Annotated in this window: 19 protein-coding genes; 12 read left to right on the plus strand and 7 right to left on the minus strand. The window is 60.6% G+C overall.

The window, feature by feature from the left end:
- Positions 1-32: 32 nt before the first annotated feature.
- Genes AAIH70_RS12650 through eutC form a run of 7 tightly spaced genes read left to right on the plus strand, consistent with a single transcriptional unit; the run spans position 33 to position 6,977 of the window.
- A complete protein-coding gene (locus AAIH70_RS12650; protein WP_132275311.1) occupies positions 33-794 on the plus strand; it encodes a DeoR/GlpR family DNA-binding transcription regulator in 762 nt (253 codons plus the stop codon).
- Positions 787-2,076, plus strand: a complete 1,290-nt coding sequence (locus AAIH70_RS12655; RefSeq protein ID WP_132275308.1) for a Zn-dependent hydrolase — start codon at positions 787-789, stop codon at positions 2,074-2,076. Before AAIH70_RS12650 ends, AAIH70_RS12655 begins: the two co-directional genes overlap by 8 nt.
- Positions 2,073-3,038, plus strand: coding sequence for a phosphotransferase family protein (locus AAIH70_RS12660; RefSeq protein ID WP_132275305.1), 966 nt, complete (start codon positions 2,073-2,075; stop codon positions 3,036-3,038). Before AAIH70_RS12655 ends, AAIH70_RS12660 begins: the two co-directional genes overlap by 4 nt.
- 35 nt (positions 3,039-3,073) lie before the next feature.
- Complete coding sequence (locus AAIH70_RS12665) at positions 3,074-4,009, plus strand: phosphotransferase (RefSeq protein WP_430034295.1); 936 nt, start codon at positions 3,074-3,076, stop codon at positions 4,007-4,009.
- Entirely contained in the window at positions 4,009-4,797 is a 789-nt protein-coding gene (gene hisN, locus AAIH70_RS12670) for a histidinol-phosphatase (protein ID WP_132275299.1), read from the plus strand. The genes AAIH70_RS12665 and hisN overlap by 1 nt, the downstream gene beginning before the upstream one ends.
- Before the next feature lie 7 nt (positions 4,798-4,804).
- Positions 4,805-6,196 carry an ethanolamine ammonia-lyase subunit EutB gene (locus tag AAIH70_RS12675; RefSeq protein WP_132275296.1) on the plus strand — a complete coding sequence of 464 codons (1,392 nt, stop codon included), beginning with the start codon at positions 4,805-4,807 and terminating at the stop codon, positions 6,194-6,196.
- 1 nt (position 6,197) lies between these two features.
- Positions 6,198-6,977 (plus strand): ethanolamine ammonia-lyase subunit EutC, encoded by a 780-nt coding sequence (gene eutC, locus AAIH70_RS12680; protein ID WP_245519191.1) that lies wholly within the window; start codon positions 6,198-6,200, stop codon positions 6,975-6,977.
- A 56-nt stretch (positions 6,978-7,033) separates the two neighbouring features.
- Here the strand turns inward: eutC and AAIH70_RS12685 are convergent, their stop codons facing one another.
- Positions 7,034-7,765, minus strand: a complete 732-nt coding sequence (locus AAIH70_RS12685) for a 4'-phosphopantetheinyl transferase family protein (RefSeq protein ID WP_132275293.1) — start codon at positions 7,763-7,765, stop codon at positions 7,034-7,036.
- Positions 7,766-7,801: 36 nt separating this feature from the next.
- A complete protein-coding gene (locus tag AAIH70_RS12690) occupies positions 7,802-8,740 on the minus strand; it encodes a LysR family transcriptional regulator (RefSeq protein WP_132275290.1) in 939 nt (312 codons plus the stop codon).
- A 155-nt stretch (positions 8,741-8,895) separates the two neighbouring features.
- Here AAIH70_RS12690 and AAIH70_RS12695 point away from each other — a divergent pair, with 155 nt between their 5' ends.
- From AAIH70_RS12695 to AAIH70_RS12705, 3 genes are all read left to right on the plus strand, one after another.
- A complete protein-coding gene (locus tag AAIH70_RS12695; protein ID WP_132275287.1) occupies positions 8,896-9,684 on the plus strand; it encodes an alpha/beta hydrolase fold domain-containing protein in 789 nt (262 codons plus the stop codon).
- Between the two features lie 246 nt (positions 9,685-9,930).
- Positions 9,931-11,109 carry an efflux RND transporter periplasmic adaptor subunit gene (locus AAIH70_RS12700; RefSeq protein ID WP_132275285.1) on the plus strand — a complete coding sequence of 393 codons (1,179 nt, stop codon included), beginning with the start codon at positions 9,931-9,933 and terminating at the stop codon, positions 11,107-11,109.
- A 124-nt stretch (positions 11,110-11,233) separates the two neighbouring features.
- Positions 11,234-14,446 carry an efflux RND transporter permease subunit gene (locus AAIH70_RS12705; protein ID WP_132275282.1) on the plus strand — a complete coding sequence of 1,071 codons (3,213 nt, stop codon included), beginning with the start codon at positions 11,234-11,236 and terminating at the stop codon, positions 14,444-14,446.
- 105 nt (positions 14,447-14,551) lie between these two features.
- Here the strand turns inward: AAIH70_RS12705 and AAIH70_RS12710 are convergent, their stop codons facing one another.
- The 4 genes from AAIH70_RS12710 to AAIH70_RS12725 all read right to left on the minus strand — a co-directional run bounded on the left by AAIH70_RS12710 (position 14,552) and on the right by AAIH70_RS12725 (position 20,264).
- Positions 14,552-15,649 carry a hypothetical protein gene (locus AAIH70_RS12710; RefSeq protein WP_430034299.1) on the minus strand — a complete coding sequence of 366 codons (1,098 nt, stop codon included), beginning with the start codon at positions 15,647-15,649 and terminating at the stop codon, positions 14,552-14,554.
- 181 nt (positions 15,650-15,830) lie between these two features.
- The gene (locus AAIH70_RS12715; RefSeq protein WP_430034301.1) at positions 15,831-17,465 is read right to left on the minus strand and encodes a cisplatin damage response ATP-dependent DNA ligase; all 1,635 of its coding nucleotides are present in this window, start codon (positions 17,463-17,465) and stop codon (positions 15,831-15,833) included.
- Positions 17,466-17,700: 235 nt separating this feature from the next.
- Entirely contained in the window at positions 17,701-18,711 is a 1,011-nt protein-coding gene (locus AAIH70_RS12720; RefSeq protein ID WP_165932051.1) for a ligase-associated DNA damage response exonuclease, read from the minus strand.
- Between the two features lie 53 nt (positions 18,712-18,764).
- Positions 18,765-20,264 (minus strand): MDR family MFS transporter, encoded by a 1,500-nt coding sequence (locus AAIH70_RS12725; RefSeq protein ID WP_165932043.1) that lies wholly within the window; start codon positions 20,262-20,264, stop codon positions 18,765-18,767.
- Positions 20,265-20,384: 120 nt separating this feature from the next.
- Between AAIH70_RS12725 and AAIH70_RS12730 the strand changes: the two genes are divergently transcribed.
- Positions 20,385-20,966 carry a MarR family winged helix-turn-helix transcriptional regulator gene (locus AAIH70_RS12730; protein WP_132275270.1) on the plus strand — a complete coding sequence of 194 codons (582 nt, stop codon included), beginning with the start codon at positions 20,385-20,387 and terminating at the stop codon, positions 20,964-20,966.
- 35 nt (positions 20,967-21,001) lie between these two features.
- Here the strand turns inward: AAIH70_RS12730 and AAIH70_RS12735 are convergent, their stop codons facing one another.
- Positions 21,002-22,537: a diguanylate cyclase domain-containing protein gene (locus AAIH70_RS12735; RefSeq protein WP_132275267.1), complete on the minus strand. Its 1,536-nt coding sequence runs from the start codon at positions 22,535-22,537 to the stop codon at positions 21,002-21,004.
- Between the two features lie 211 nt (positions 22,538-22,748).
- On the opposite strand from AAIH70_RS12735, the gene AAIH70_RS12740 reads away from it, so the two are divergent.
- Positions 22,749-24,119 carry a TIGR03808 family TAT-translocated repetitive protein gene (locus tag AAIH70_RS12740; protein WP_430034304.1) on the plus strand — a complete coding sequence of 457 codons (1,371 nt, stop codon included), beginning with the start codon at positions 22,749-22,751 and terminating at the stop codon, positions 24,117-24,119.
- Positions 24,120-24,126: the final 7 nt, after the last annotated feature.

Consider the following 24,126-nt stretch of genomic DNA (forward strand, 5'->3'; position numbering starts at 1 on the left):
CCGGCCTTGCTATAAAAAAGCAGGAAACACCGATGAGTTTTACCGAACACCGCCTCAAGCTGATCCTCGACATGCTGAAGCAGCAGCAGCGGGTCAATGTGAAGGAACTGGCGGACCAGTTGCAGGTCAGCCAGGAATCGATCCGGCGCGACCTGAAGGAACTGGAGACGCGCGGTTATGCACGGCGTGTCTATGGTGGCGCCGTGGTCGATCAGCACGAGAGCGACCAGCCATTCGCCGAACGTTTGAGGGTAGGCGCCAGGGAAAAGGCTCGCATCGGCGAGGCCGCGGCATCGCTGGTCAAGGATGGGATGAAGATCTTCATCGACACCGGCACGACCACGATTGCCTGCCTGAGGCATCTGGAAAACCGCAAGGACCTCACCGTCGTCAGCAATTCGATTGCCGTTGCATCGCATTTCTTCACGGCGCCGGAAACCAGCGTGCGGGTTCTCGGCGGCCGCATGCGCTCCGATTATCAGGCCACCTACGGCCATGAAACGGTTGCGGCGCTGAAGGAGCATTTTTTCGACCTCGCCATCATCGCCATCAGCGCCATCCATATCGAGCGCGGTTTCATGGATTTCGGCGAGGACGAAGCGGTGCTGCGCCGCATCGCCCGCACGCAGGCCAAAAAGTCGGTGATCGTCGCCGACAGTTCGAAATTCGGCCGTCTCGGCTCCATTCACACGCTCGGTCTCAACGAGATCGATGCCGTGATCACCAGCGGCGTCATCGGCCGCGAATTCTCAGACCAGTTTTCTCAATCGAATGTGGAAGTCATCCATGCCTGACGCCTTATCCCCCAATGCCCCGATCAATACCGACCGTCTGCAGACGATGATGGAGACCGTCTCCACCTTCGGCGGCGGGCCGGACGGTTCGATGACCCGCCTGACACTCTCCAAGGTCGATGGCGAGGCCCGCGACTGGCTGGGCCAATGGTTTGCGCAGAACGGTTTCGTGCAGCAGGTCGATGCGATCGGCAACCAGTTCGGCAAGATGACGCTGGCCGGCGCCAACGCGCCGGTGGTGATGGTCGGCTCCCATATCGACAGCCAGCCGAATGGCGGCCGCTTCGATGGCGCGCTTGGCGTGATTTCCGCCTGCGAGGCGATCCTTGCCGTGACCGAACGCTTGAAGGCGGAGGGCCGGCTTTCCGCCTGCAATTTCCAGGTGGTCAACTGGACCAACGAGGAAGGCGCGCGTTTCCAGCCGAGCCTGCTCGGCAGCAGCGTCTTCACCGGTGCGGCGAAACTGGACTGGGCGCTTGACCGCGCCGATGGCGATGGCATCACCGTGCGGCAGTCGCTCGAAGCGATCGGTTATGCCGGCACGGACAAGGTGGAAATCCCCGATGCCTTGATCGAATTGCATATCGAGGGCGACAGCACGCTTTCCAGCGTCGGCGAACGGTTCGGCATCTTTACCCGCCACTGGGGCGCCACCAAATACCGCCTCGCCTTCCTCGGGCGGCAGGCCCATACCGGCGCCACCCCGATGGCGCAGCGCAAGGATGCGGTTCTGGGCGCTGCCTATCTGATCGCCGACCTGAAGCAGATGGCCGGCGAACATGGGCTGGACCTGCATACGTCCGTCGGTCGTCTGGAAGTATTTCCGAACTCACCCAACACCGTCCCTTCCGAAGCCGTTCTTTTCATCGAATTGCGTTCAGGCTCGCCGGAGGTGTTGGCCGAGGCCGAACGCAAGATGAAGGTCAAAATCGAGGAAGCTGCCGCGAAAGCAGAAGTCTCCTACGAAGTGCGATCCATCGACCGCCGTCGGGCCGGCCGCTTTTCCGCCGATCTGATCGCCATGGCCGAAGAGGCAGCGGCGAGCCATGGCGAGAGCGCCCGACATCTCGATACGATCGGCGGCCATGATGCGGTTGCCGTCAACGACGTCTGCCCGTCTGTCGTGCTGGCCGTGCACAGCCGGGACGGCGTCATCCATCACCCCACCGAATTCACCAGTCCCGAGGACCATGCCCTCGGAACCCAGATCGTTGCCGACATGCTCTACAGGATGGCCTGCGAGGGCGTGAATGTCGCGCAGATAAAAGAGGCGGCTGAATGAAGACACCGGGCACTCCCAGCAATGTTTTCGAAATCCGGGCGGAACAGGCGCTGCGCGCCTTTTCCGTCCTCGAAAACGGCAGCGTCACCTACCGGCCGGCCATGCCGGCCGTTGCCTCTCCATCCTACCAGGCGGTGGAATCCTGCTCCTTCGAGGTTGCCGTGGATGGCGCGGCGCCCGCCTATTTCCTGCGCTTCGGGATAGACGAGGTGAAGGAACTCGTGGATGACGACATTGCCTTTGCGGCGGCGGATCGCCTTCACCAGCTGGGTTTTTCGCCCGAGCCCGTCGATTACGACAATGAGACGCAAAGCATCCTGTTTGCCCGTCTCGATGAAAACTGGCGCTCGGCCAAGATAGACGACCTGATGCATCCCGACCGAGCGGCGCAACTTGTCGAAATGCAGAAGACCATTGCCGGCGGTGAGCTGTTCGGACGGCGCTGGTCCGTCTTCGATGGTATCGACCTGCTCTGGCACATCGTTTCCACCGGCCCGGTCCCGCTGCCCGGCGATGCGGACTGGATGCTCTCATGGATGAAGCCGATGCGTGAGGCGATCCAGGCGGCAGGCGTCGATATTCGCCCGGCGCATGGCGATCCGCATTCCTCCAATATCATGCTGGGACCGGACGGCGCGCTTCAACTGGTCGATTTCGACATGGCCGGCGATATGGACCCCTATTATCAGCTCGGCGTGCAGATGAACGAACTCTACCAGTTCGAGACCGCCATGAAGCCGCTTCTGGAAATCCACGACGGTGCCTTCAGCGAAAAGGCCTTCAACCGCTGCCGCATCTATGCCGCAGCCGACGATTTCTACTGGGCCTTGCGCAGCCTGATCCTCGAAATGCGTTCGCCGCCGCGCGGCATAGAATTCCTGAAATATGCCGGCTGGCGTTTCCTGCGCTGCCGCATGGCACTCGGCCATCCCGATTTCGAAGGGCGGCTGCGCAATCTCTGAAACGACCCACAAAAACAAAAAATGGGAACGACGACATGAACGAACTGGGAATGGCAAAGTCCGACGCCGAACGGGCGGTCGAGACGGCCATCGTTCAGGTGCAAGCCTGGAAGGGACGCCGTCTGAGATATCGCCCTGTCACCGGCGGCATCAGCAACACCAATTTTCGCATCGAGGTCGAGGGCGACGCGCTCGGCTATTTCCTGAAAATCCCCGGCCGCGGCACGGAAATGTTCATCGACCGCAAGGCAGCGGCCGCCGCCAGCAAACAGGCGGAAACGATCGGAGTCGGGCCGAAAACCTTCGATTATCTCGACCACATGGATATCGAGATCGCCGAATTCATCGATGGCCGGCGCCCCTCCACCCATCGCGATTTTGCCGACCCGCATATCCGCGCCGAGGCCGTGCGGGTCTATCGCCGGTTTCACGAGGCCCCTGCTCTGCCGCTGACGAAAACCGTGTTCGACATGATCGAGGAGCATTACGCGCAGGTGCGCGAACTCGGCGGACACTGGCCGCTCGATCATGACTGGCTCTACCGCTCCTACAAACAGGCCCGCGCAGCGCTGGAAGCCGCCGGCCTCGATCTCGTGCCCTGTTTCAACGATCCGATGCCCGGCAATTTTCTCGTCGGCGACGACAAGTCGATCAAGCTGATCGATTTCGAATATGCCTCCAACAACGAGCGGCTGTACGATCTCGCGATCTGGAGCGGCGAGATGTTCTTCAGCGAGGATATCGACTGTGAGATCATCGAGGAATATTTCGGCCGCTACGACAAGGGCCAGCATGCCCGCTTCATCGTCCACAAGGCGCTGGCCGATATCAAGTGGAGCACCTGGGCGATGGTGCAGAACCGCATCTCCACGCTCGATTTCGATTTCTACAAATACGGCATCTGGAAACACATGCGGGCACGCTCGATCATTCACGATCCGCGCTGGCCGCTCTTTTTGAAAGCCCTGTAATGCCTCTGTCAGACCTCACCGCGACTGATGCGAAAACCTATCTGGCCTTCGCAGCCGAGCTTGCCGATGCGGCAAGACCGTTGGCGCTTTCCTATTTTCGCACGCCGCTCGACATCATTTCGAAACTCGACGAAAGCCCGGTGACGATCGCCGATCGCACGATCGAAAAACATCTGCGGGATATGATTGAGGCACGCTTTCCCGAACACGGTATCTATGGCGAGGAAATGGGCATCAAGCCCGGCAATGCATTTACCTGGGTGCTCGATCCGATCGACGGCACGAAAAGTTTCATCACCGGCTTTCCGCTGTTCGGCACGCTGATCTCGCTGACATTCGAGGAAAAGCCGTTCTGCGGCATGATCGACATGCCGGCCACCGGCGAGCGCTGGCAGGGCGGACCTGATGGAACCGTGTTTGCGGGCAAGCCGGCGCGCACCAGCGAATGCCAGAGCATTCCAGAGGCGCGTTTCTACACGACCTCACCCGACATGTTTGCAGACGACGAGGCACAAAAATTCGAAACACTGTCGCGGGGGGCAAAACTGCGACGTTTCGGTGGCGATTGTTATATTTATGGCCTGCTGGCATCCGGTCATTGCGACTTGGTGCTTGAAACCGGGCTGCAGCCGTACGATTACATGGCATTGGTGCCGGTGGTGCAGGGTTCAGGAGGCTGCATTACCGATTGGGAGGGAAAACCGCTTTCGATCCACTCGGAAGGCCGGGTGCTGGCCAGCGCCACACCCAAGCTTCATGACGAAGCCTTGGCATTCCTGAACCAGTAAGCAGCTCATGTCCTATCGCACCACGATCGAAAATACCGTCTTCCGCTTTGATGACCTCAAGCAGCTGATGGCCAAGGCGACGCCGGAAAAATCGGGCGATCAGCTGGCCGGCATCGCCGCCGATGGGCCGGTGGAACGGCTGGCGGCGCAGATGGCGCTGGCCGACCTGCCGCTGAAAACGTTTCTGTCGGAAGAGCTGATCCCCTGCGAAACCGACGAGGTTTCTCAACTGATCGCCGACCAGCACGATGCCCGCGCTTTTGCCCCCATTTCCTCGATGACGGTGGGCGATTTTCGCGAATGGCTGCTCAGGCCCGAAACCGGTCAGCGTCAGTTGGAGGCGGTCACATATGGTCTCACGCCGGAAATGGTGGCGGCTGTATCAAAAATCATGCGGCTGCAGGACCTGATTTCGGTTGCCGCCAAGCGCGAAGTGGTCACCCGCTTCCGCAACACGATCGGCATTACCGGACGTCTTTCCACCCGCAACCAGCCCAACCACCCGACCGACGACAGCCGCGGCATCGCAGCCTCCGCCATCGACGGCTTGCTGATGGGATCGGGTGACGCGGTGATCGGGGTGAACCCGGCAACCGACAGCACCGAGGATTATATCCGCATCGTCTCGCTTCTCGATGAGTTGCGCGAGCGGTTGGCCATTCCCACCCAGACCTGCTGCCTCGGCCACGTAACGACGGCAATCAAGGCGATCGAGGCGGGCGCGCCGGTCGATCTCGTCTTTCAATCGGTGGCGGGATCGCAAAAGGCCAATTCCGGTTTTGGTGTCGATCTCGCGCTGCTGCGCGAAGCCTATGATGCGGGCCGCTCACTGAAGCGCGGCATGCCCGGCGCCAATGTGATGTATTTCGAAACCGGTCAGGGTGCGGCGCTTTCCGCCGATGCACATTTCGGTGTCGACCAGCAGACGATGGAAGTGCGCGCCTATGCCGTTGCCCGCGAATTCTCACCGCTGCTGGTCAACACCGTGGTCGGGTTCATCGGCCCTGAATATCTCTTCAACGGCAAGCAGATCATCCGCGCCGGACTGGAAGACCATTTCTGCGGCAAGCTTCTCGGCCTGCCTATGGGCGTCGACGTCTGCTACACCAACCATGCCGATGCCGATCAGGAAGACATGGACGCGCTGCTGACGCTTCTCTGCGCCGCCAATGTCAATTTCGTCATCACCGTTCCTGGCGCCGACGACATCATGCTGAACTATCAATCGCTGTCGCACCATGACGCCGTGTATTGTCGCGAAACGCTGAGCCGTCCGCCGGCACCGGAATTCGAACAATGGCTGATGAATGTCGGCCTCACCAATGCCCATGGCACGCTGGTGGGCGCACCACCGGCCCTGACCGGCTATCTGCAGAATTCCAATCTCATCGGAGCCTGACATGTCCAAGACCGCTGCCATCATGACGCCGGCCGATGAGGTGGAAATCGCACCACCGATCGATCTGAAGGAGATGACCGATGCCCGCGTGGCGCTCGGCCGCTTCGGTGCCGGCCTGCCGACCCGCGCCACGCAGTCCTTTCTGCTCGATCATGCCCGCGCCCGCGAAGCCGTGTGGTCGCTGGTCGATCGCGAAAATCTTGCGCAGCGGCTGCAGGAACTCGGCCTGCCCTCCGTTTCGGTGGAAAGCTGCGCCACCGATCGCAGCATCTATGTGCGCAGGCCCGATCTTGGACGCCAGTTGTCGGAGGCTTCGCGCAACAGCCTTGAAACACTGCGCGGCGAAACGACCGCGGACATCGCCATTGTGGTGGCGGACGGCCTGTCTTCCAGCGCCGTCGAGACGAATGCGGTAGCGCTGATCGAGCCTCTGGCGGCCCGCCTTCGCGCGCTGGGCCTTGCTCTTGCGCCGATCGTTCTTGCGGAACAGGGACGGGTGGCGCTTGGCGATCCGATCGGCGAGGCGCTTGGTGCAAGATTGACGATCGTGCTGATTGGCGAGCGCCCCGGTCTCTCCGCCGCCGACAGTCTTGGCGCCTATATCACCTATGACCCGCTGATCGGCACGCCGGATTCAAAGCGCAATTGCATCTCCAACATCCGCGATGGCGGCCTGTCCTGCGAGATTGCGGCGCAGGCGATCACCGATCTGGTCGAATCCGCCATCAGAACCCGCGTCAGCGGCGTCGGCTTGAAAGATGCCGTGGCCAAGCTGGCGTGAGGCGGCATGGCCGGGCATTGACGCCCGACAGGCCTTTCCTGCCTGCAGGAGGTTTGTCAGCCTGAAGCCGCTGCCGAAACGGGAACGCTGATACGCTCCAATGCCGCCGTCAGTTCTGCGGCATTCCGGCAGATGGCGATTTCCGGCATGTCGCCTGTCGTTGCCACAGCCAGCATATGCGTCTCGTCCAACCCCTGCCACGAGCAGCGCAAGACCATGCTCTCCACCTGCATCGCAAAGCCATCTCCGTCTTCGGCAACGGTGACGCCATTCGGCATGATGGCAAAACCTGCGCCATGCGCCTTCAACCCAGCTTCCTTCGCCGTCCAGAATTTCAGAAAATCACTGTCGCGCGCAGCGACCAGCTCGGCCGGCGTCAGGAATGATCCGGCAATCTCTCGCCAGAAAGGTTCGGGCCGTTCTGCTTCGACATCGACACCGATACGGCCGGTCAACGAGACACCGGCAATCACCCAGTCATCACTATGCGACAGGTTGAAATCAAGCGGCGTGATGCCTCGCAGCACCGGCTTGCCGTTAACCTCGCGATCGAACTGCAATTCTTGCGGCCGTTCTCCGGTTGTCGCCCCAAGCAGATGACGCTTCAGAAGATGCGCCGCGCGGTAACGCTCACCATCCTCGGATCGCAGGAACCGGGCACCTTGAGCAATTTCCACATCGCTCAGTGCTTGGAGGCCGGAAAAGGCGGCACGCGCGGCACTGACCGTCGCGGCAATGACCCAATCGCGCGGGACATCGAGGCCTGTTTTTTCGACAGCGTATGTCATGCATCTACTCACTTCGCCAAATGTACCCGAACCGCTTTAGCCGGCCTTTCGCATCGGCGGCAGTGCCTGATCGCCATCCTTCAGACCCTGTACCAGCTTGGCCAGCCAATCGACGAACACCCGCACCTTGTTGCTGAGGTGGCGTGTCTGCGGATAGACGATGTAGAGCGGCAGGGTCTCGCAATCCCAGTCGGTCATGATCTCGACCAGTTCGCCACGCTCGACAGCATCATTCACCATAAAGCCAAGCGACTGGCCGACGCCGATCCCGGAAATTATCGCGTTGAGATAGGATCGGGCATCGTTGACCGAAATGATATAACGCGGATTGATCTCGATGGTCTCGTCGCCACGGCAGAATTCCATGCTCATCACCCGGCCGAGCGTCGCATTGAGATACCCCACGGAAAAATGCTTGGCTTCCAACTCGTGCGGATGCGTCGGCTCGCCGAAATTTTCAAGATAGAAGGGCGCGGCGAAGGTGCGCAGCTTGAGCTCGCCGACCTTGCGGGCGATCAGCGACTGGTCGGTCGGCGTGCCGCCGCGCAATGCGCAGTCGACGTTTTCTGCGATATAATCGACAAGCCGGTCTCCGACACCGATATCCAGCTGGATCTGCGGATAACGTTTGTAGAAATCGCACAGGTTGGGAATGACGATCAGATCCGCGAAGGCTCCGGCCATTTCGACGCGCAACCGACCGGAAGGCTGAGCCTGCGAATTCGACATCGAGCCGTCGAGTTCGTCGATTTCAGACAGGATCTGGATGGCACGTTCGTAATAGAGTGCGCCGTCAGTTGTCACCATGACGCGCCGGGTGGTACGATTGAGAAGCGTGGTGCGCAGATGCGCCTCCAGCGACTGGACCATATTGGTCACCGTCGTTTTCGGCATGTCGAGTGCGGTGGCGGCTCTGGTAAAATTGCCGGTTTCGACGACCCGGACGAAAACGCGCATTGCCGATAGCTGATCCATGAGCATTCCTCCGAGTGCGTCGCAGCATTATCCATGAAATCGGAATAGTGATGCCGCAAAACGCATGCTTGTGCGGTTTGAATGGGATAATAATATCAGACACAGAATTTTCGGCAACCCAATCCGCATTCCTGGTTTTGCGGCTCGAGGCAATCATGACTGCGCAATGGGAAAACATCGTTTTCGACAGGTCGGTGACGCCGCCTGTACCCATGCGCCTTTATGACGGGACCCGCGCCGGCAAGGCTGCGCCGATCGTGCTTTACCTGCGCGGCCGCGCCTTTCTGGATCGCGACCGTGGCGAAGCCGAGCGACCGATTGCCAAGGCGCTGGCGGAAACCGGTGCCGTGGTGCTGGAGGCAGACTATGCGATTGCCTCGCAGAACATGTTTCCGAAGGCGATGGACTGCGCCTTTCAGGCGCTGGCCTGCCTTTCGGGCAAGCGCAAACAGTTCGGTAGCGCCAAGTCACCACTTTTCGTGGCCGGCGACGAAGCCGGTGGCAACGTGGCGGCCGGCGTGGCGCTGAAGGCACGTGATCTTTTGCCCGGCGAATTGAAAGGCCAGATGCTGTTCTCGCCGATGATCGATCCGAAGATGACGTCGGCGTCGTTTCGCGAGGCCGACAAGGTTGGCATGCGCGAACAATGGTCAGATGGATGGAGCCATTATATCGGTTCCTTCTTCCAGCACCCTTACGCTGCACCCTGTCTGTGTTCGCGCCTCAACAATCTGGCGCCGGCGTTGATCGTCACATCCGAGGACGATCCGCTGCGTGACGAGGTGATCGCTTATTCCGATCGTCTGAAAGCCAGCGGCGTCACGGTGCGCCAGCATGTCTTTTCGGCCGATTGCGGCTGGACAAGTGTCTACAAGGAGGGAACCGGCAAATGGCTTCCTTCTCTTTGCTCAGAGTTTACCGGGTTTGTCGAAACGCTGCACTGACGCAGTTTCGGCACCCATTCCATACAGGCAGTGAAAATTCCAAGGTCGAAGGAGACCCATATGAACAGTGCGGAATTTTGAATTTTAACATGAGGCCCTGATCTTTCATCAGGTCTATCCCGGCATCGAAGACAACGAAATCACGGAGGCACGTCATGCCGCCGACGCTTGGTCTTTGCCGGTTCGGGGTCTCATCGCGATTTTGAATTGAACAAAAAGGCGGCTCGCGTCCGCCAGGAGAGAAAAATGACATCGAAGATCAAGAACTGGGCCCTGTGGGGTTCCGGACTGAGCGTGGCTGCGCTCATTGCAGGCGCATCCTTCTACCTCGACATGCCGAAAGGTGCGATCGCGGCCCCTGCGACATCAGCCGCACCCGCCGTGCCGGTCAAGGTTGCCGCCGTCGAGCCACGCAGCGTCACCACATGGCAGGAATTTTCCGGCCGCCTGGAAGCCGTCGACCGGGTGCAGCTGCGTCCGCGCGTCGCCGGCGCCATCCAGTCGGTGCATTTTCGTGAAGGTGGCCTGGTAAAGGCGGGCGACCTGCTGTTCAGCATCGATCCTGCACCTTACGAGGCTGCCGTATCCGAGGCACAGGGCCTTGTCGCTTCCGCAGAGGCCAAGCTGGAACTGGCCAATACCGAACTGGAACGCGGCCGGACGCTTTCGGCGAAAAACACCATTTCGCAGAGTGATTATGCCCAACGCCAGAGCACCCAGCAGGATACGCTGGCAAGCCTTCAGTCAGCCAAGGCAGCGCTGAAGGTCGCCCAGCTCAATCTCGACTATACCCAGATCCGCGCGCCGATTTCCGGCCGTGCCGGCCGGATCGAGGTGACCGTCGGCAACCTCGTTGCACAGGGTTCCGCCTCGACACCGCTGACGACGATCGTGTCGATCGATCCGATCTATGCCAGCTTTGACGCCGGCGAGGAACTGATCGCCCGTATCCTGTCGGAAGTGCCGGTCGAAAACGGTCTTCCGGCACTCGACAAGGTTCCGGTGGAGGTGACGACACTTGCCACCAATGCCGAGCCGATCCGCGGCAAGCTGCAGCTGATCGACAACCAGGTGAATACGGCAAGTGGCACGATCCGTGTGCGCGCCGAGTTCGGCAATGGTGACGGTCGCCTCATCGCCGGTCAGTTCGTGCGTGTTCGCATGGGCCAGCCCAAGGCCGAGGATCGTCTGCTGATCAGCGAAAAGGCCATCGGTACCGATCAGGACAAGAAGTTCGTCTTCGTGGTCGATCAGGCCAATACCGTCGCCTATCGCCCTGTCCAGCTCGGCTCAGCCGTGGATGGCATGCGTATCGTCGAAGATGGCTTGAAGCCCGGTGATCGCATTGTCACCAGCGGCCTGCAGCGCATTCGCCCCGGTGCCGTCGTGGCACCTGAGGACGAAGCGAAAGTGGCATCGAAATAACACCATTCCGACCGGCGGCAGTCCGGTCGGATTTTCACCCTCGAGGCTTTGGTCGCCCGCTGTCACCTGACTGCGGGATGGAGACCTCTATGCCTCGCTTTACCCCTGGAGAGAGGGTTCCGTCATGAACATTTCCAGATTTTTCATCGACCGACCGGTGTTTGCCGGCGTGCTGTCGGTGCTGATCGTGGTGGCCGGCCTGCTTGGCATGCGCGCGCTGCCGATTTCCGAATATCCCGAAGTCGTGCCGCCATCCGTGGTGGTGCGCGCAACCTATCCCGGTGCCAACCCGACTGTGATCGCGGAGACGGTGGCAACACCGCTCGAAGAACAGATTAACGGCGTCGAAGACATGCTCTACATGTCCAGCCAGGCGACATCCGACGGCGTGCTGACACTGACCGTCACCTTCAAGCTGGGCACCGACCCGGACAAGGCGCAGCAGCTGGTGCAGAACCGTGTGTCGCAGGCCGAACCACGCCTTCCGACGGAAGTGCGCTCGCTCGGCATCACCACAATCAAGGCCTCGCCGGACTTCATCATGGTGGTCAACCTCGTGTCGGCCACCGACCGTTATGACCTGACCTACCTGCGTAACTATGCAACGCTCAACATCAAGGACCGCCTCGCGCGTATCCAGGGTGTCGGCCAGGTACAGGTATTCGGCTCCGGCGATTATTCGATGCGCATCTGGATCGATCCGCAGAAGGCCGCCGAACATTCGCTGGCCGCCAGCGACATCACCAATGCCGTCCGCGGCCAGAACGTGCAGGCCGCCGCCGGCATCATCGGTGCGTCGCCAAGCCTGCCGGGCGTCGACCTTCAGTTGAACGTCAATGCACAGGGACGCCTGCAGACACCGGAAGAATTCGGCAACATCATCGTCAAGACCGGCGAGAACGGCGAAATCACCCGCCTGCGTGACGTTGCCCGCATCGAACTCGGCGCGTCCGACTACACGCTGCGCTCGCTGCTCGATGGCCAGCCGGCCGTCGCCATCCCGGTCCTTCAGGCGCCGGGCTCCAACTCGATCGAGATTGCCAACACGGTTCGCGCCACCATGGACGAGCTGCAAAAGGCGATGCCGGACGGCGTGAAATACGAGATCGTCTACGACACGACTGAATTCGTGCGTTCCTCGATCGAAAAGGTCATCGACACGCTGCTTGAAGCCGTGGCGCTGGTCGTTCTCGTGGTCATCATCTTCCTGCAGACATGGCGCGCCTCGATCATTCCGCTGATCGCCGTTCCGGTGTCGGTCATCGGTACGTTCGCCGTCATGTACATGTTCGGCTTCTCCATCAACGCGCTGACGCTGTTCGGGCTCGTGCTGGCGATCGGTATCGTCGTGGACGATGCGATCGTGGTGGTGGAGAACGTCGAGAGAAATATCGAGAACGGTTACAATCCTCGTGAGGCGACCTATCGCGCCATGAAGGAAGTCTCCGGCCCGATCATCGCAATTGCGTTGGTTCTGGTCGCCGTGTTCGTGCCGCTTGCCTTCATCTCCGGCCTGTCGGGACAGTTCTACCGGCAGTTCGCGCTGACGATCGCCATCTCCACGGTTATCTCGGCGATCAACTCGCTGACCCTGTCCCCGGCACTGGCTGCCCTGCTTCTGAAGGGCCATCACGCCCCGAAGGACAGGCTGACCCGCGGCATGGACTTTGCCTTCGGCTGGTTCTTCCGTGGCTTCAACCGGGTGTTCGGCAGGGCATCGAATGGCTACGGCCGCACCGTCGGCGGGCTTCTGTCGCGCAAGAGCCTCGTCATGGTCATCTATGTGGCTTTGGTCGGTCTCACCTACAGCATGTTCAATGCGGTTCCGGGCGGTTTCGTACCGAGCCAGGACAAGCAGTATCTCGTCGGTTTTGCCCAGCTGCCGGATGGCGCAACGCTTGACCGCACCGAAGACGTCGTCAAGCAGATGAGCGACATCGCCTTGAAACAGCCGGGCGTGAAACACGCGATCGCGTTCCCGGGCCTCAACATCAACGGTTTCACCAATGGCTCCAATGCCGGCGTCGTGTTTGCCGTGCTGGACGACTTTGAAAACCGCAAGACGCCGGAACTGTCCGGCGACGGCATCGCCATGGCCTTGAACGGGCAATATGCCGGCATCAAGGATGCGTTCATCGCCATCTTCTCGCCGCCGCCGGTCAACGGTCTCGGCACCACCGGCGGCTTCAAGCTGCAGATCGAGGACCGTGCCGGCTACGGCTACCAGACGCTGGACGAAGCCACCAAGGCGGTGATCGCCAAGGCATACCAGGCGCCTGAACTCACCGGCATCTTTTCGAGCTTCCAGATCAACGTGCCGCAGCTTTACGCCGATCTCGACCGTGCCAAGGCCGAACAGCTGGGCGTATCGGTAACCGATGTTTTCGAAACGCTGCAGATCTATCTCGGCTCGCTTTATGTTAACGACTTCAACGCATTCGGCCGCACCTACAGCGTCCGCGTTCAGGCCGATGCCAAATTCCGCGCCAAGGCAGATGATATCGGCAACCTGAAGGTTCGTTCGCAATCGGGTCAGATGATCCCGCTTTCGGCGCTGCTGAAGGTGGACGAGACGGCAGGCCCGGAACGCACCACGCGTTACAACGGTTTTCTGGCGGCCGATATCAACGGCGCACCGGCACCGGGCTTCTCATCCGGCCAGGCGCAGGCGGCAATCGAAAAGATCCTTGCCGAAACCCTGCCTTCGGGCGTGGATTATGAATGGACGGACCTGACCTACCAGCAGATCCTTGCAGGCAATTCGAGCATCATCGTTTTCCCGCTGGCGCTGCTTTTGGTCTACCTCGTGCTGGCGGCACAATATGAGAGCCTGACACTGCCGCTTGCCATCATCATGATCGTGCCGATGGGCGTGCTGGCAGCACTCACCGGCGTGTGGCTGACGGGTGGCGACAACAACATCTTCACCCAGATCGGGTTGGTGGTGCTGGTGGGGCTATCGGCGAAAAACGCGATCCTGATCGTGGAATTCGCCCGCGAGCTGGAGTTCGAAGGACGAACGCCATGGCAGGCCGCGGTCGAAGCCAGCCGTCTGCGTCTGCGCCCGATCCTGATGACTTCCATGGCCTTCATCATGGGTGTCGTGCCGCTGGTCATCTCCACCGGTGCGGGTGCGGAAATGCGCGCCGCCATGGGTGTCGCAGTGTTCTCCGGCATGATCGGGGTGACTTTCTTCGGCATCTTCATGACCCCGGTCTTCTACATGCTGGCACGTGCAGTGACCGGAAACCGGCCGCTCATCCAGCACAAGGACGAGCCGCCGCATCAGGATCATCACGCTTCGGAGGCAGCTCCCGCTCTCTCTCCAGCGGAGTAACAGCTGCTTCCCGGTCGGGGTCACCTCATTGTCTGCCGCAATGACGTGAAGCCAGCCCCGATCTGCCGCGCGGGTCCTTCCCCGGGGACCCGCGCGGCATAGTTTTTATTTCCAGCTTTTGAAATCGCTGGCCGTGCAGCCGTAAGGCGCGTTCTGGTCACCAAAACGTTTCTGCAGCTGGTCGCAGCCCCATTCGTTCATCGGCGCCGGCAGCATGTTGTTGATCTCCATGCCGGCCTGCATGAACTGCGTATAGCCGGCCGTCACATACCAGTACCAGTAACCGAGCACCAAACCGACGATGACGAGGATGATGGCCAGGAAGCCAAGAATGGTGCGCAGGAACCTGCCCTTCTTTGCCGGTTCGCGTATGGATTGCGGCCCTTCCACCGTCGCCTGAACAGCCGTGATCGAGGCGAGAACCGAAGCGCGTTCCTCGTCCGTCATCTTGATGCGCTCCAGCCCCGTATCCAGGAGAACAGGCAGTGATGTCGTGCCATGACGGACGGCAAGGGCCACGGCGGAACCATCGGCCTCGCCAAGGATGATAGGCTCCTGCCCCTTGCCGAAGGTCGTGTAAGCGGTGCGCTTGGTCTTGTCGTCGGCAATCTTGTCGGCATAGGTGACGTACAGACGCCCGAAACTGCTTTTGAAGGTAACGATTTCAACCGGGATCGGCTTCAGCGGCTCAGGTGTGGTCAGCCGGCTGCGCACCCAGGCGACACGAAAGCCGAGAAAGACCGAGGTAACGCAGAGGCCGGCCAGTACTGCCACCACCACCGCGAAGGAGATGACGCGGTTCCACATCTTTTCGATGCCAAGGCTGACCGTCGACAATTCGGGATGATCGGCGGAGATCACCAGATCCGTTTCATAGGCGCCGGCGTGGAAATCCACGAAAAAGAAGGTGGTTTTGCCCTCATAGGAACGGCCGTTATAGCTGTAGGCGAGTTCGGCATCGCAAATGGTCAGCACACCCTTGCTGACGCGGCACTCACCATCACGCAACTGGCCATTTTCCACGATGACGGGATTCTGGCTGATCACGTAGTCACGCCACAGATCGGGCACCTGCCAGTAGAGGAACAGCCCGCAGAGCACGAACATGAAGGGTGCCGCCCAGCCATAATTGCGTGGCGTGGTGATCGACGAAGCCTTTATGGCCAGCGGGCGGTCGGGAAACGGAATTTCGGAAAAGGTCATGATACGTCTCGGATGCGCACAGCAAGTGCGGGAATGCGGGCGATGGCAGAACTGCCAATGACGGGGATGGGATACCGGGCAGGAAAACGACGGCATCCCGATTGGGGAGCGGCAGAATAGCCACGCGCCAAAATAGCGCGCCTGCCGAAATCGACAACCCATAGATTAGCGTCTGCGGTTTTTACCGTGCCGAGCCTTCGCGGGCATCGATCATCGCCGTCAGCGTCGATAGCCGGTCGGCATCGCGTGGCAGCTTGTCCTGCCGCAGACGAGCGATGCGCGGAAACCGCATGGCGACGCCCGACTTGTGGCGGCTGGAGCGATTGATGCCTTCGAACGCCACCTCCAGCACGAAACCGAAATCGGGCTGCGCCTTCACGGCCCGCACCGGCCCGAAGCGCTCGGTCGTGTTGTCGCGCACGAACTTGTCGAGTACTTCAAGCTCCGCATCGGTGAAGCCGAAATAGGCTTTTCCGACCGGCACCAGTTGTTCGCCATCCGGCCCGTCGGCCCAGACACCAAAGGTGAAATCGGAATAATAGCTGGAGCGCTTGCCGTGGCCGCGCTGGGCATAGAGCATGACGGCATCGATATTGAACGGATCGCGCTTCCACTTGAACCACGGCCCCTTGAGACGCCCGGCCTGATAGACGCTGTCCTTCCGCTTGATCATGACGCCTTCGATGACGGGATCGGGCGGATCACGGCGCACGGCATCAAGCTCGTCCCAGGTCTTGAACGGCACGAGGTCGGAGAGGTCGAACCGGTCGTGCGGGGCGCGGTCGATGATGTCGCCGAGCCGGCCACGGCGTTCGAGAAAAGTCTGGGCGCGGATATCTTCATCGGCTTCGAACAGGAGATCATAGGCGCGCACGAAAGCGGGGTAATCGTCCAGCATTTTCGCAGTCACCGTCTTGCGGTTGAGGCGGTGCTGCAGGTCGGAAAAGGTGCGCGTCGGGTTGTTGGAACGGGCAGTGCCGCCGACTAGCAATTCGCCGTCGATGACGCCATCGAAATTGATGGCATCGACGATATCGGGAAAGGCACCGGTAATATCGTCACCCGAACGCGAATAGAGCTTTTTCGTGCCGCCATAACTCGACATCTGCACGCGAATGCCATCCCATTTCCATTCGGCGGCATAATCGGCGGGATCGAGCTTTTCGAGATCTCCGTCCTCGACCGGATTGGCCAGCATCACCGAATGAAAGATGGCGGGCGTGGCGAGAACCGGCTTTTCCGCCTTGCCCTCCAGCCAGGCGAACAGTGGTTCGTAAGGCGGCGTCAGACCGTGCCAGAGCGTCTCGATTTCGGTGACATCCTTGCCCGACATGTCCGACAGTGCCTGTTTGGCGAGGCGGGCGGAGACGCCGATCCGCAGTCCGCCGGTCGCCAGTTTCAGGAAGGCGAAACGGGCGGACGGATCGAGATGGTCGAGCAGATCGCGAACGGCGGAGCGGACTTCGGTGCGGCCAAGCGCATTCATGCGGGTGACGACCTCGCCGAGATGCGGTTGTTTCGCATCATCGACACGCTCCTTGGCGCCGCCATCCCAGACCAGCGCAATCGTTTCGGCAAGGTCGCCGACATAGTCGTAGGAATACCGGAACAGCACCTCGTCCATGCGCTCCATCACGAGTTCGCGCAGCATGGCCGGCTTGACGCTTTTGAGGTCCAGCGTACCGGCAATGGCGGCAAGGCCATATCCACGGTCGGGATCGGGTGTCGTGCGGAAATAATCGGCGAGAAGCTTGAGCTTGCCGTTGCGCGACGGGGTGAGGACGAGGCGATCGAGGAGTGTTGCGAATGGTTTCATGGCGCCACCGCCATATAGGTCGGCGCCGAGCCCCCCCCCTCTGCCCTGCCGGGCATCTCCCCCTTAAGGGGGGAGATCGGATAGACGCACCGTCCATCCTCACTCACAAGCGTTTCCGAAAAAGCGGTCTTCTCAATGGAGCGGAGGTCATGCCCCCTGCGATCTCCCCCCTTGAGGGGGAGATGCCCGGCAGGGCAGAGGGGGGTAAAGCCACAATCACCAACGCCGCTCACCATCAATCCCCCTCATCCTCATAGCCCACCAGATGCAGCGGCTTGGCCGGCAGGCCCTGCAGCTCGCACCAGCGCACCAGCGCCTCCTCGCGGCCATGCGTCACCCACACTTCCGAGGGCGCAATCTCCCTGATGGTTTCCAGCAGCTCCGGCCAGTCGCAATGATCCGAAATCACCAGCGGCAGCTCGACGCCGCCCTGTTTTGCCCGCTGTCGCACCATCATCCAGCCGGAAGCGAACGAAATCAGCGGCTCGTTGAAACGTCGTGCCCAGCGATCCTGAAAGGCCGAGGGCGGGCCGACGACGATGGCGCCCTTGAAGAGATCGGGCGTACTCTTGTCGATCGTCGCAGGGCGCAGATCGCCGAGTTCGATCCCTTGCCCGACATAATAATCACAGAGCTTCGCCAGCGCGCCGTGGATATAGATTGGCTCCTCCCAACCGCAATCGCGGATCAGCCGGATCACCCGCTGTGCCTTGCCCAGCGAATAGGCGCCGACCAGATGGGTACGATCGGGAAACTGTTCGATCGATCGCAGCAGTTTGGCGATTTCACCGCGCGGCTCGGGATGGTGAAACACCGGCAGGCCAAAGGTCGCCTCGGTGATGAAGACGTCGCATTTGACCGGCATGAACGATGCACAGGTCGGGTCGATACCACGCTTGTAATCACCCGAGGCAACGATGCGAAGCCCGCCCTTTTCGACGGCGATCTGCGCCGATCCCAGCACATGGCCGGCCGGATGAAAGCTGACCGTCACGCCGCCGACTTCGAGAACCTCACCGAACTCGGCGGCCTGCTCACTCTCGCAAAAATCCTCGCCGTAGCGGATGCGCATGATATCGAGCGTCTGGCGCGTCGCCAGAACGTGTCTGTGGCCGGCGCGGGCGTGATCGGAATGACCGTGCGTGATCAACGCCCTTTCGACGGGACGTACCGGATCGATGTGAAAACCGCCAATCGGACAGAACAGCCCGGCGGGGGTGGGATGAAGCAGGGCCTCGGGTTTCATCATGACGAGATAGGGCGAACCCGAGGTTTTGGCGAGGGTTTGTCAAGCGCGGTTCAGCCGCGAAACGGCAGCCGCACATTCTTCATGGCGATGGCGGCGATCAGACCAAGTGCAGCAATGCCGGACGCGGTCAGGAACATATTGGTGAAGGCACCCGCATAGATCTCGGCAACGGCCGCGCGTGATGCCTCCGGAAGTGCGGCCATCAGTTTCGGTGTCAGCGAATGGATGTCGGAAATACCGGGAATGTTGATCTGCACGCCTCTAAGCCCGGCCGCGATGATGGCGCCGTAGATGGAAATCGCGATCGCCGCACCGCCCATGCGCATCAGTGTGACCGTACCCGTAGCCGTACCGATATCGCCTCTAGGCACCGAATTCTGAACCGCGATGACCGGTGCCTGCTGGCCAAACCCGACGGCAAGGCCCTGAAACAGCATGACCAGTGCAATCACATAGAGTGATGTACCGGGATGAAGCTGCGAGAAGATGCCAAGCGAAATGCAGTTCAGCGACAGTCCGAGCACGAGGAAAGGTTTGTAGCGCCCTGTCAGGGCAATCAGACGCCCGGCCGAGATGGAACCGATGACCAGACCGACCGTGACGGCAACGAAAAACAGGCCAGCCGCCGTCGGCGAAAGACCAGTCGTGGTCTGCAGGAACAGCGCGAAATAATTGACCATGCCGATCGCCACCGAGCCGCTGGTGGCGGAAATGACCAGCGACAGCGTGAAGGTCGAATCCCTGAACAGGCGCAGCGGCACGATCGGTTCTGCCGCCCGTTTTTCCACGGCGATCCAGGCCGCGATGCAGACTGCGCAAACGGCAACGACGATGGCGCTTTCGATGGAAATTATCGACCCGAAAAGCTCGCCGCTATCGGCAAACAGCACGAAACACGAGATGGCGGCAGCCAGAAGAATGGCGCCGGGATAATCGATCTTCGGCTGACGCTCCGGGCGCTTGTAGGGCAGAAGAATGATCAGCCCGGTCAACACGATGATGCCGATCGGCAGGTTGATCAGAAAGATGGAGCGCCAGCCGAACAGGTCGCTCATCGTGCCGCCAAGCAGCGGCCCGACGCTGCCCGATGCCATGATCACGAGGCTGGTGTAGCTCTGATATTTTGCCCTTTCGCGGGGTTCGAACAGATCGGCATTCACCGAAAAGATCGACACCAGAATGCCGCCGCCGCCAAGTCCCTGAAAAACACGGGCGGCAATCAATGACTCCATCGACCACGCAAGGCCGCAGATCAGCGAGCCGACGGTGAAAAGCATGATCGCCGCGATCATTACGTATTTGCGGCCAAAGAGGTCACCGAGCTTGCCGTAAAGCGGCATGACGGCACTGCTGGCAAGCAGGTATGACGACCCGATCCAGCCAAACCGCTCAAGCTGTCCGAACTCACCGACGATGGTGGGCAGCGCGGTCGAGACGATCTGGTTGTCCAGCGTCGCCATGAACATGGAAAACATCAGGAAGAAGAAAAGCAACAGGCGCCGGCGGGGATCGGCGACGAGCGGCTGAAACGCCGGCTGGGACATGTCCATGGAAAAACTTTCGTGTGACTTTCCAAATCATGTGCCATTTGCATATAATGGTCAACAGCATGCTTTTGCATTTCGCATTTACATGTTTTCCCGCACGCACGGGTTTGCTACAAGACCGCCATGACCAAGCCGATACGACCAACCACGTCCTCACCGAAACCACCGGCCGAGCGCCCGGTGCATGATGCCGCGATCCTGGACATTGGCCAGACGCTGACGCGCATGCGCTTTCTGATCGGTCGGCGTATCGTCGGCCGCATCGCAATCGCCAATGTGGCGCCGGGGCTGGAACTGACGGATCTCGATGTGCTCGACGTCAGCCGACGTATTGCGCAAGCCGGAGGCGAGGTCACAGTGGGCGCCATCGCCGATGCGATGCGCATCGACCCTTCGCGCGGCAGCCGGCTGGTGGCGGATCTGGTCTCACGCGGAATCCTGCGCCGTGACGCCTCACAGGAAGACGGCCGCCGCTCGCTGATCGCCCCGACGGAACTCGGTGAAAAGCTGTTGAACGAAATCCGCAGCGTCAAGCATGGCCTGATCGAGCAGATGACCGCTGACTGGAGCGACGAGGACCAGCAGGCCTTTGCGCGGCTGTTTGCACGCTTCGTCGACGGGTTCGAAGAAATCTATCAGTCGACGGACAAGACCGGTGAGCCGGCAGGCTTGCCGCCCGGCCCGGAAAAGATCGTGTCTGGCTGAAGCGCCGCGAACCTATCCAAAGGATTGTGCCCGCTTCAGATCCCCGATCCATCCATCAACAGCGAATGCGACACGCGCAGCCTGTCGCGACCGAGTTCCTTGGCCTCGTACATGGCCCGATCGGCGCTCGCCAGCAGCGCTTCCGGCGTATCGCCGTCCTGCGGGAAGAACGCCGCACCCATGCTGCAGCTCGGCCGGATCGTATGGTCCTCGACGGTCACGGGAGATGAGACAGCCATGCGCAATTCCTGCAAACGGCGAACGATGCCCGGTTCATCCTGAAAGCTGTTGGGGAACACGATGGCGAATTCGTCTCCCCCCAGGCGCACCAGAAGATCACTGGCACGCACGCAAGCCGCCATGCGGCCCGCCAGCACTTTCAGCACTTCATCACCGGCGGCATGACCAAACCGGTCATTGATCTGCTTGAAATTGTCGAGATCGATATAGGCGACGGTGACCTTGGCTTTTGTCCGTTTGGCCTCCAGAAGCACCCGATTGAACTGCGTCCAGAACAAAGCGCGGTTCGGCAAGCCCGTCAGCGCGTCGTGATGCGCCATGTGACGAATACGCTCCTCGCTGCGGGCGCGCTCGATGGCAATGCCGGCAATATCGGTGGCAACCGCCATCAGCTCCAGTTCCACAGCGGTCGGTTCGCGCACGGTACGGGCATAGAGCGCAACAGTGCCGAGCACCTCGCCATCGGGCGCCATGATCGGATTGGACCAGCAGGCGCGAAAACCGAAGACAAGCGCCAGATCGGCAAACGAATGCCAGAGCGGATCATTCTCGATATCACTGACGACGACACGTGACTGGCGCCAGGCGGCAGTTCCACAGGAGCCGGTACGGGGGCCGATTTCTATGCCGTCGATCAGTTTCACATAGGTATCCGGCAGGCTTGGCGCTGCGCCATGGCGCAGCCGGTCCGAACCTTCCTCGATCAGGAGAACGGAGGCGCAGACATCACTCAGTTGCTGCTCGACCAGATGGGTCAGCGCATCCAGCACTTTGGGAAGGGGCTGCCCGCGGGCAATCATTTCCAGAAGCGTGGCATGACAGCGCCGCAACTCCTCCTGCCGTTTCCGCTCGGTGATATCGCGCGACACGCCGATCAGGCCGATCACCTCGCCCGCCGCGTTATGCAGCGGCGTCTTTGTGGTCAGCAGCCAGACGGGATCGCGATCCAGCACTTCGATGAATTCTTCACGCTCGACGACGCCGGTTCCGACCGACATCAGCTGCTGCTCGAGCATGAAGATTTCTTCGGCCTTTTCCAGCCGGATATGATCGAAGATCGTGGTGCCGAGCATGCCACCATTGGCATAACTGCTGCTGGCCGCAGCTGTCGCCGCGTTCACATAAACATAACGGCTGCGACGGTCCTTGATATAGAAATATTCAGGAAAATCATCGAGGATGCTGGCGGCTTCGAGCGCACGCTTCAGAAGTTCTCTTTGATCATCATCCAGTTCACCGGAGGTGGAAATTCGGAGCAGTTGATAGCGGAGTTCATCCAGCCCATCGAGATGGTCCTCCGAGACGACCTCCCGCAACATGGCACTGCTCATCCATGCTTCTCCTTCTACCCATCTTTATCGGGAAGTCCCACCACCAACGTGAAGATGATGGGCGACAAGTCCTTATCCTTAATTAAGAAGATCGGAACATTTCGAAACTTTTGCGGGCTAACGAATTTAATATCGGCCTATGGGTGTATCGAACTGATACGGAAAACGGCAGCCGGAGATCGGGCGGGAAGTTATGAACCCAAATTTAGTAATGTCTCGCAGAAAGGCGCTTGCCGTGACGCTGGCTGCAGCCGGCGGAATGCTGGGTGGGCGAATCGCCATGGCTGCATCACCACCGGTTATCGGCTCCGCAGACCTGCGCGGCGGCCTCAACGCCGGGTCGGAGGGACTGGCGCCCGGCGTTGCTAACGATCAGGGCAGAAAGCTGGCCTCGATCATCGCCAAAGCTGCCGGCAGCAACCAGCCGGTCTTTCTGCCGCCCGGTACTTACAACATCGCCAATATGAACCTGCCGGACGGCACCCGGCTTCATGGCGTCAGCGGCGCCACACGGCTTGTGTATGGTGGCGGCGGTCATCTTTTCCGCGCTGACGGTGCACGCCGCATCGAGATGTCCAACCTCGTGCTTGATGGCGCCGGTCGTGGGCTTGGCGAAAACGCGGCAGCCATCGTCCATATGCGCAACGTCGGCGACGTCATTATCGACAATTGCGAGATCCTGGGTTCGGCGAAGACCGGCATCCAGCTGGAACGGTGTGGGGGCCGGATCGACCGGTGCCGCATTGCCGACGCTGCCGACTACGCCCTGCTTGCCATCGAAAGCAACGGTCTTGCCATCACCAACAATACGGTAACCGATTGCGGAAATGGCGGCATTCTGGTGCATCGCTGGACCAAAGGGCCGGACGGCACGCTTGTGAGCGGCAACCGGATAACCGGCACGCGCGCCACCAACGGCGGCACCGGAAAATACGGCAATGCCATCAACATCTACCGCGCCGACAATGTGCAGGTGACCGGCAACCACATTGCCCGTTCCGCCTTTTCTGCGATCCGGTCGAATGCCGGGTCGAACGTCCAGATCGCCGGCAACCAGTGCCTGGCATCCGGGGAGACGGCCATCTATTCCGAATTCGGTTTCGAAGGCGCTATCGTCAACGGCAATGTGGTGGATGGCGCCGCAAACGGCATTTCGATCGTCAATTTCAATGAGGGCGGCCGGTTGGCAACCGTCAGCGGCAATGTCGTGCGCAACCTCTCACTGACCGCGCCTTACGAACAGTCCGATACATTCTTCGGGCTCGGGATCAGCGTGGAGGCGGATACGGCGGTGTCGGGAAACGTCATTGAAAACGCGCCGCGTTTCGGGCTGCTTCTCGGCTGGGGACCATATCTGCGCAATGTCGTCGTTACCGGAAACGTGGTGCGGCAGGCAAAGACCGGATGTGCCGTCTCGGTGGCCGAAGGTGCCGGCAGTGCGGTGATCACCAACAACCTGTTCGCGCAGGTTCCGGGCGGCGGCGTGATCGGTTATCGCTGGCATGATGTCGCCAGCCGCGAACTGGCGCTGGAGGCAGCCGGCTTTCCGCAACTGACCGTGATGGGCAACAGGGTGGTGTAGGCGCCCT

Origin of the sequence: Neorhizobium sp. BT27B (assembly GCF_050455485.1) — a bacterium.
Taxonomy (GTDB): Bacteria; Pseudomonadota; Alphaproteobacteria; order Rhizobiales; family Rhizobiaceae; genus Neorhizobium.

Bases quoted from the DNA above. Each gene is read 5' to 3' on its own strand.
- AAIH70_RS12650 (WP_132275311.1), top strand. From the start codon at position 33: ATGAGTTTTACCGAACACCGCCTCAAGCTGATCCTCGACATGCTGAAG.
- AAIH70_RS12655 (WP_132275308.1), top strand. From the start codon at position 787: ATGCCTGACGCCTTATCCCCCAATGCCCCGATCAATACCGACCGTCTG.
- AAIH70_RS12660 (WP_132275305.1), top strand. From the start codon at position 2,073: ATGAAGACACCGGGCACTCCCAGCAATGTTTTCGAAATCCGGGCGGAA.
- AAIH70_RS12665 (WP_430034295.1), top strand. From the start codon at position 3,074: ATGAACGAACTGGGAATGGCAAAGTCCGACGCCGAACGGGCGGTCGAG.
- hisN (WP_132275299.1), top strand. From the start codon at position 4,009: ATGCCTCTGTCAGACCTCACCGCGACTGATGCGAAAACCTATCTGGCC.
- AAIH70_RS12675 (WP_132275296.1), top strand. From the start codon at position 4,805: ATGTCCTATCGCACCACGATCGAAAATACCGTCTTCCGCTTTGATGAC.
- eutC (WP_245519191.1), top strand. From the start codon at position 6,198: ATGTCCAAGACCGCTGCCATCATGACGCCGGCCGATGAGGTGGAAATC.
- AAIH70_RS12685 (WP_132275293.1), bottom strand. From the start codon at position 7,765: ATGACATACGCTGTCGAAAAAACAGGCCTCGATGTCCCGCGCGATTGG.
- AAIH70_RS12690 (WP_132275290.1), bottom strand. From the start codon at position 8,740: ATGGATCAGCTATCGGCAATGCGCGTTTTCGTCCGGGTCGTCGAAACC.
- AAIH70_RS12695 (WP_132275287.1), top strand. From the start codon at position 8,896: ATGACTGCGCAATGGGAAAACATCGTTTTCGACAGGTCGGTGACGCCG.
- AAIH70_RS12700 (WP_132275285.1), top strand. From the start codon at position 9,931: ATGACATCGAAGATCAAGAACTGGGCCCTGTGGGGTTCCGGACTGAGC.
- AAIH70_RS12705 (WP_132275282.1), top strand. From the start codon at position 11,234: ATGAACATTTCCAGATTTTTCATCGACCGACCGGTGTTTGCCGGCGTG.
- AAIH70_RS12710 (WP_430034299.1), bottom strand. From the start codon at position 15,649: ATGACCTTTTCCGAAATTCCGTTTCCCGACCGCCCGCTGGCCATAAAG.
- AAIH70_RS12715 (WP_430034301.1), bottom strand. From the start codon at position 17,465: ATGAAACCATTCGCAACACTCCTCGATCGCCTCGTCCTCACCCCGTCG.
- AAIH70_RS12720 (WP_165932051.1), bottom strand. From the start codon at position 18,711: ATGAAACCCGAGGCCCTGCTTCATCCCACCCCCGCCGGGCTGTTCTGT.
- AAIH70_RS12725 (WP_165932043.1), bottom strand. From the start codon at position 20,264: ATGGACATGTCCCAGCCGGCGTTTCAGCCGCTCGTCGCCGATCCCCGC.
- AAIH70_RS12730 (WP_132275270.1), top strand. From the start codon at position 20,385: ATGACCAAGCCGATACGACCAACCACGTCCTCACCGAAACCACCGGCC.
- AAIH70_RS12735 (WP_132275267.1), bottom strand. From the start codon at position 22,537: ATGAGCAGTGCCATGTTGCGGGAGGTCGTCTCGGAGGACCATCTCGAT.
- AAIH70_RS12740 (WP_430034304.1), top strand. From the start codon at position 22,749: ATGTCTCGCAGAAAGGCGCTTGCCGTGACGCTGGCTGCAGCCGGCGGA.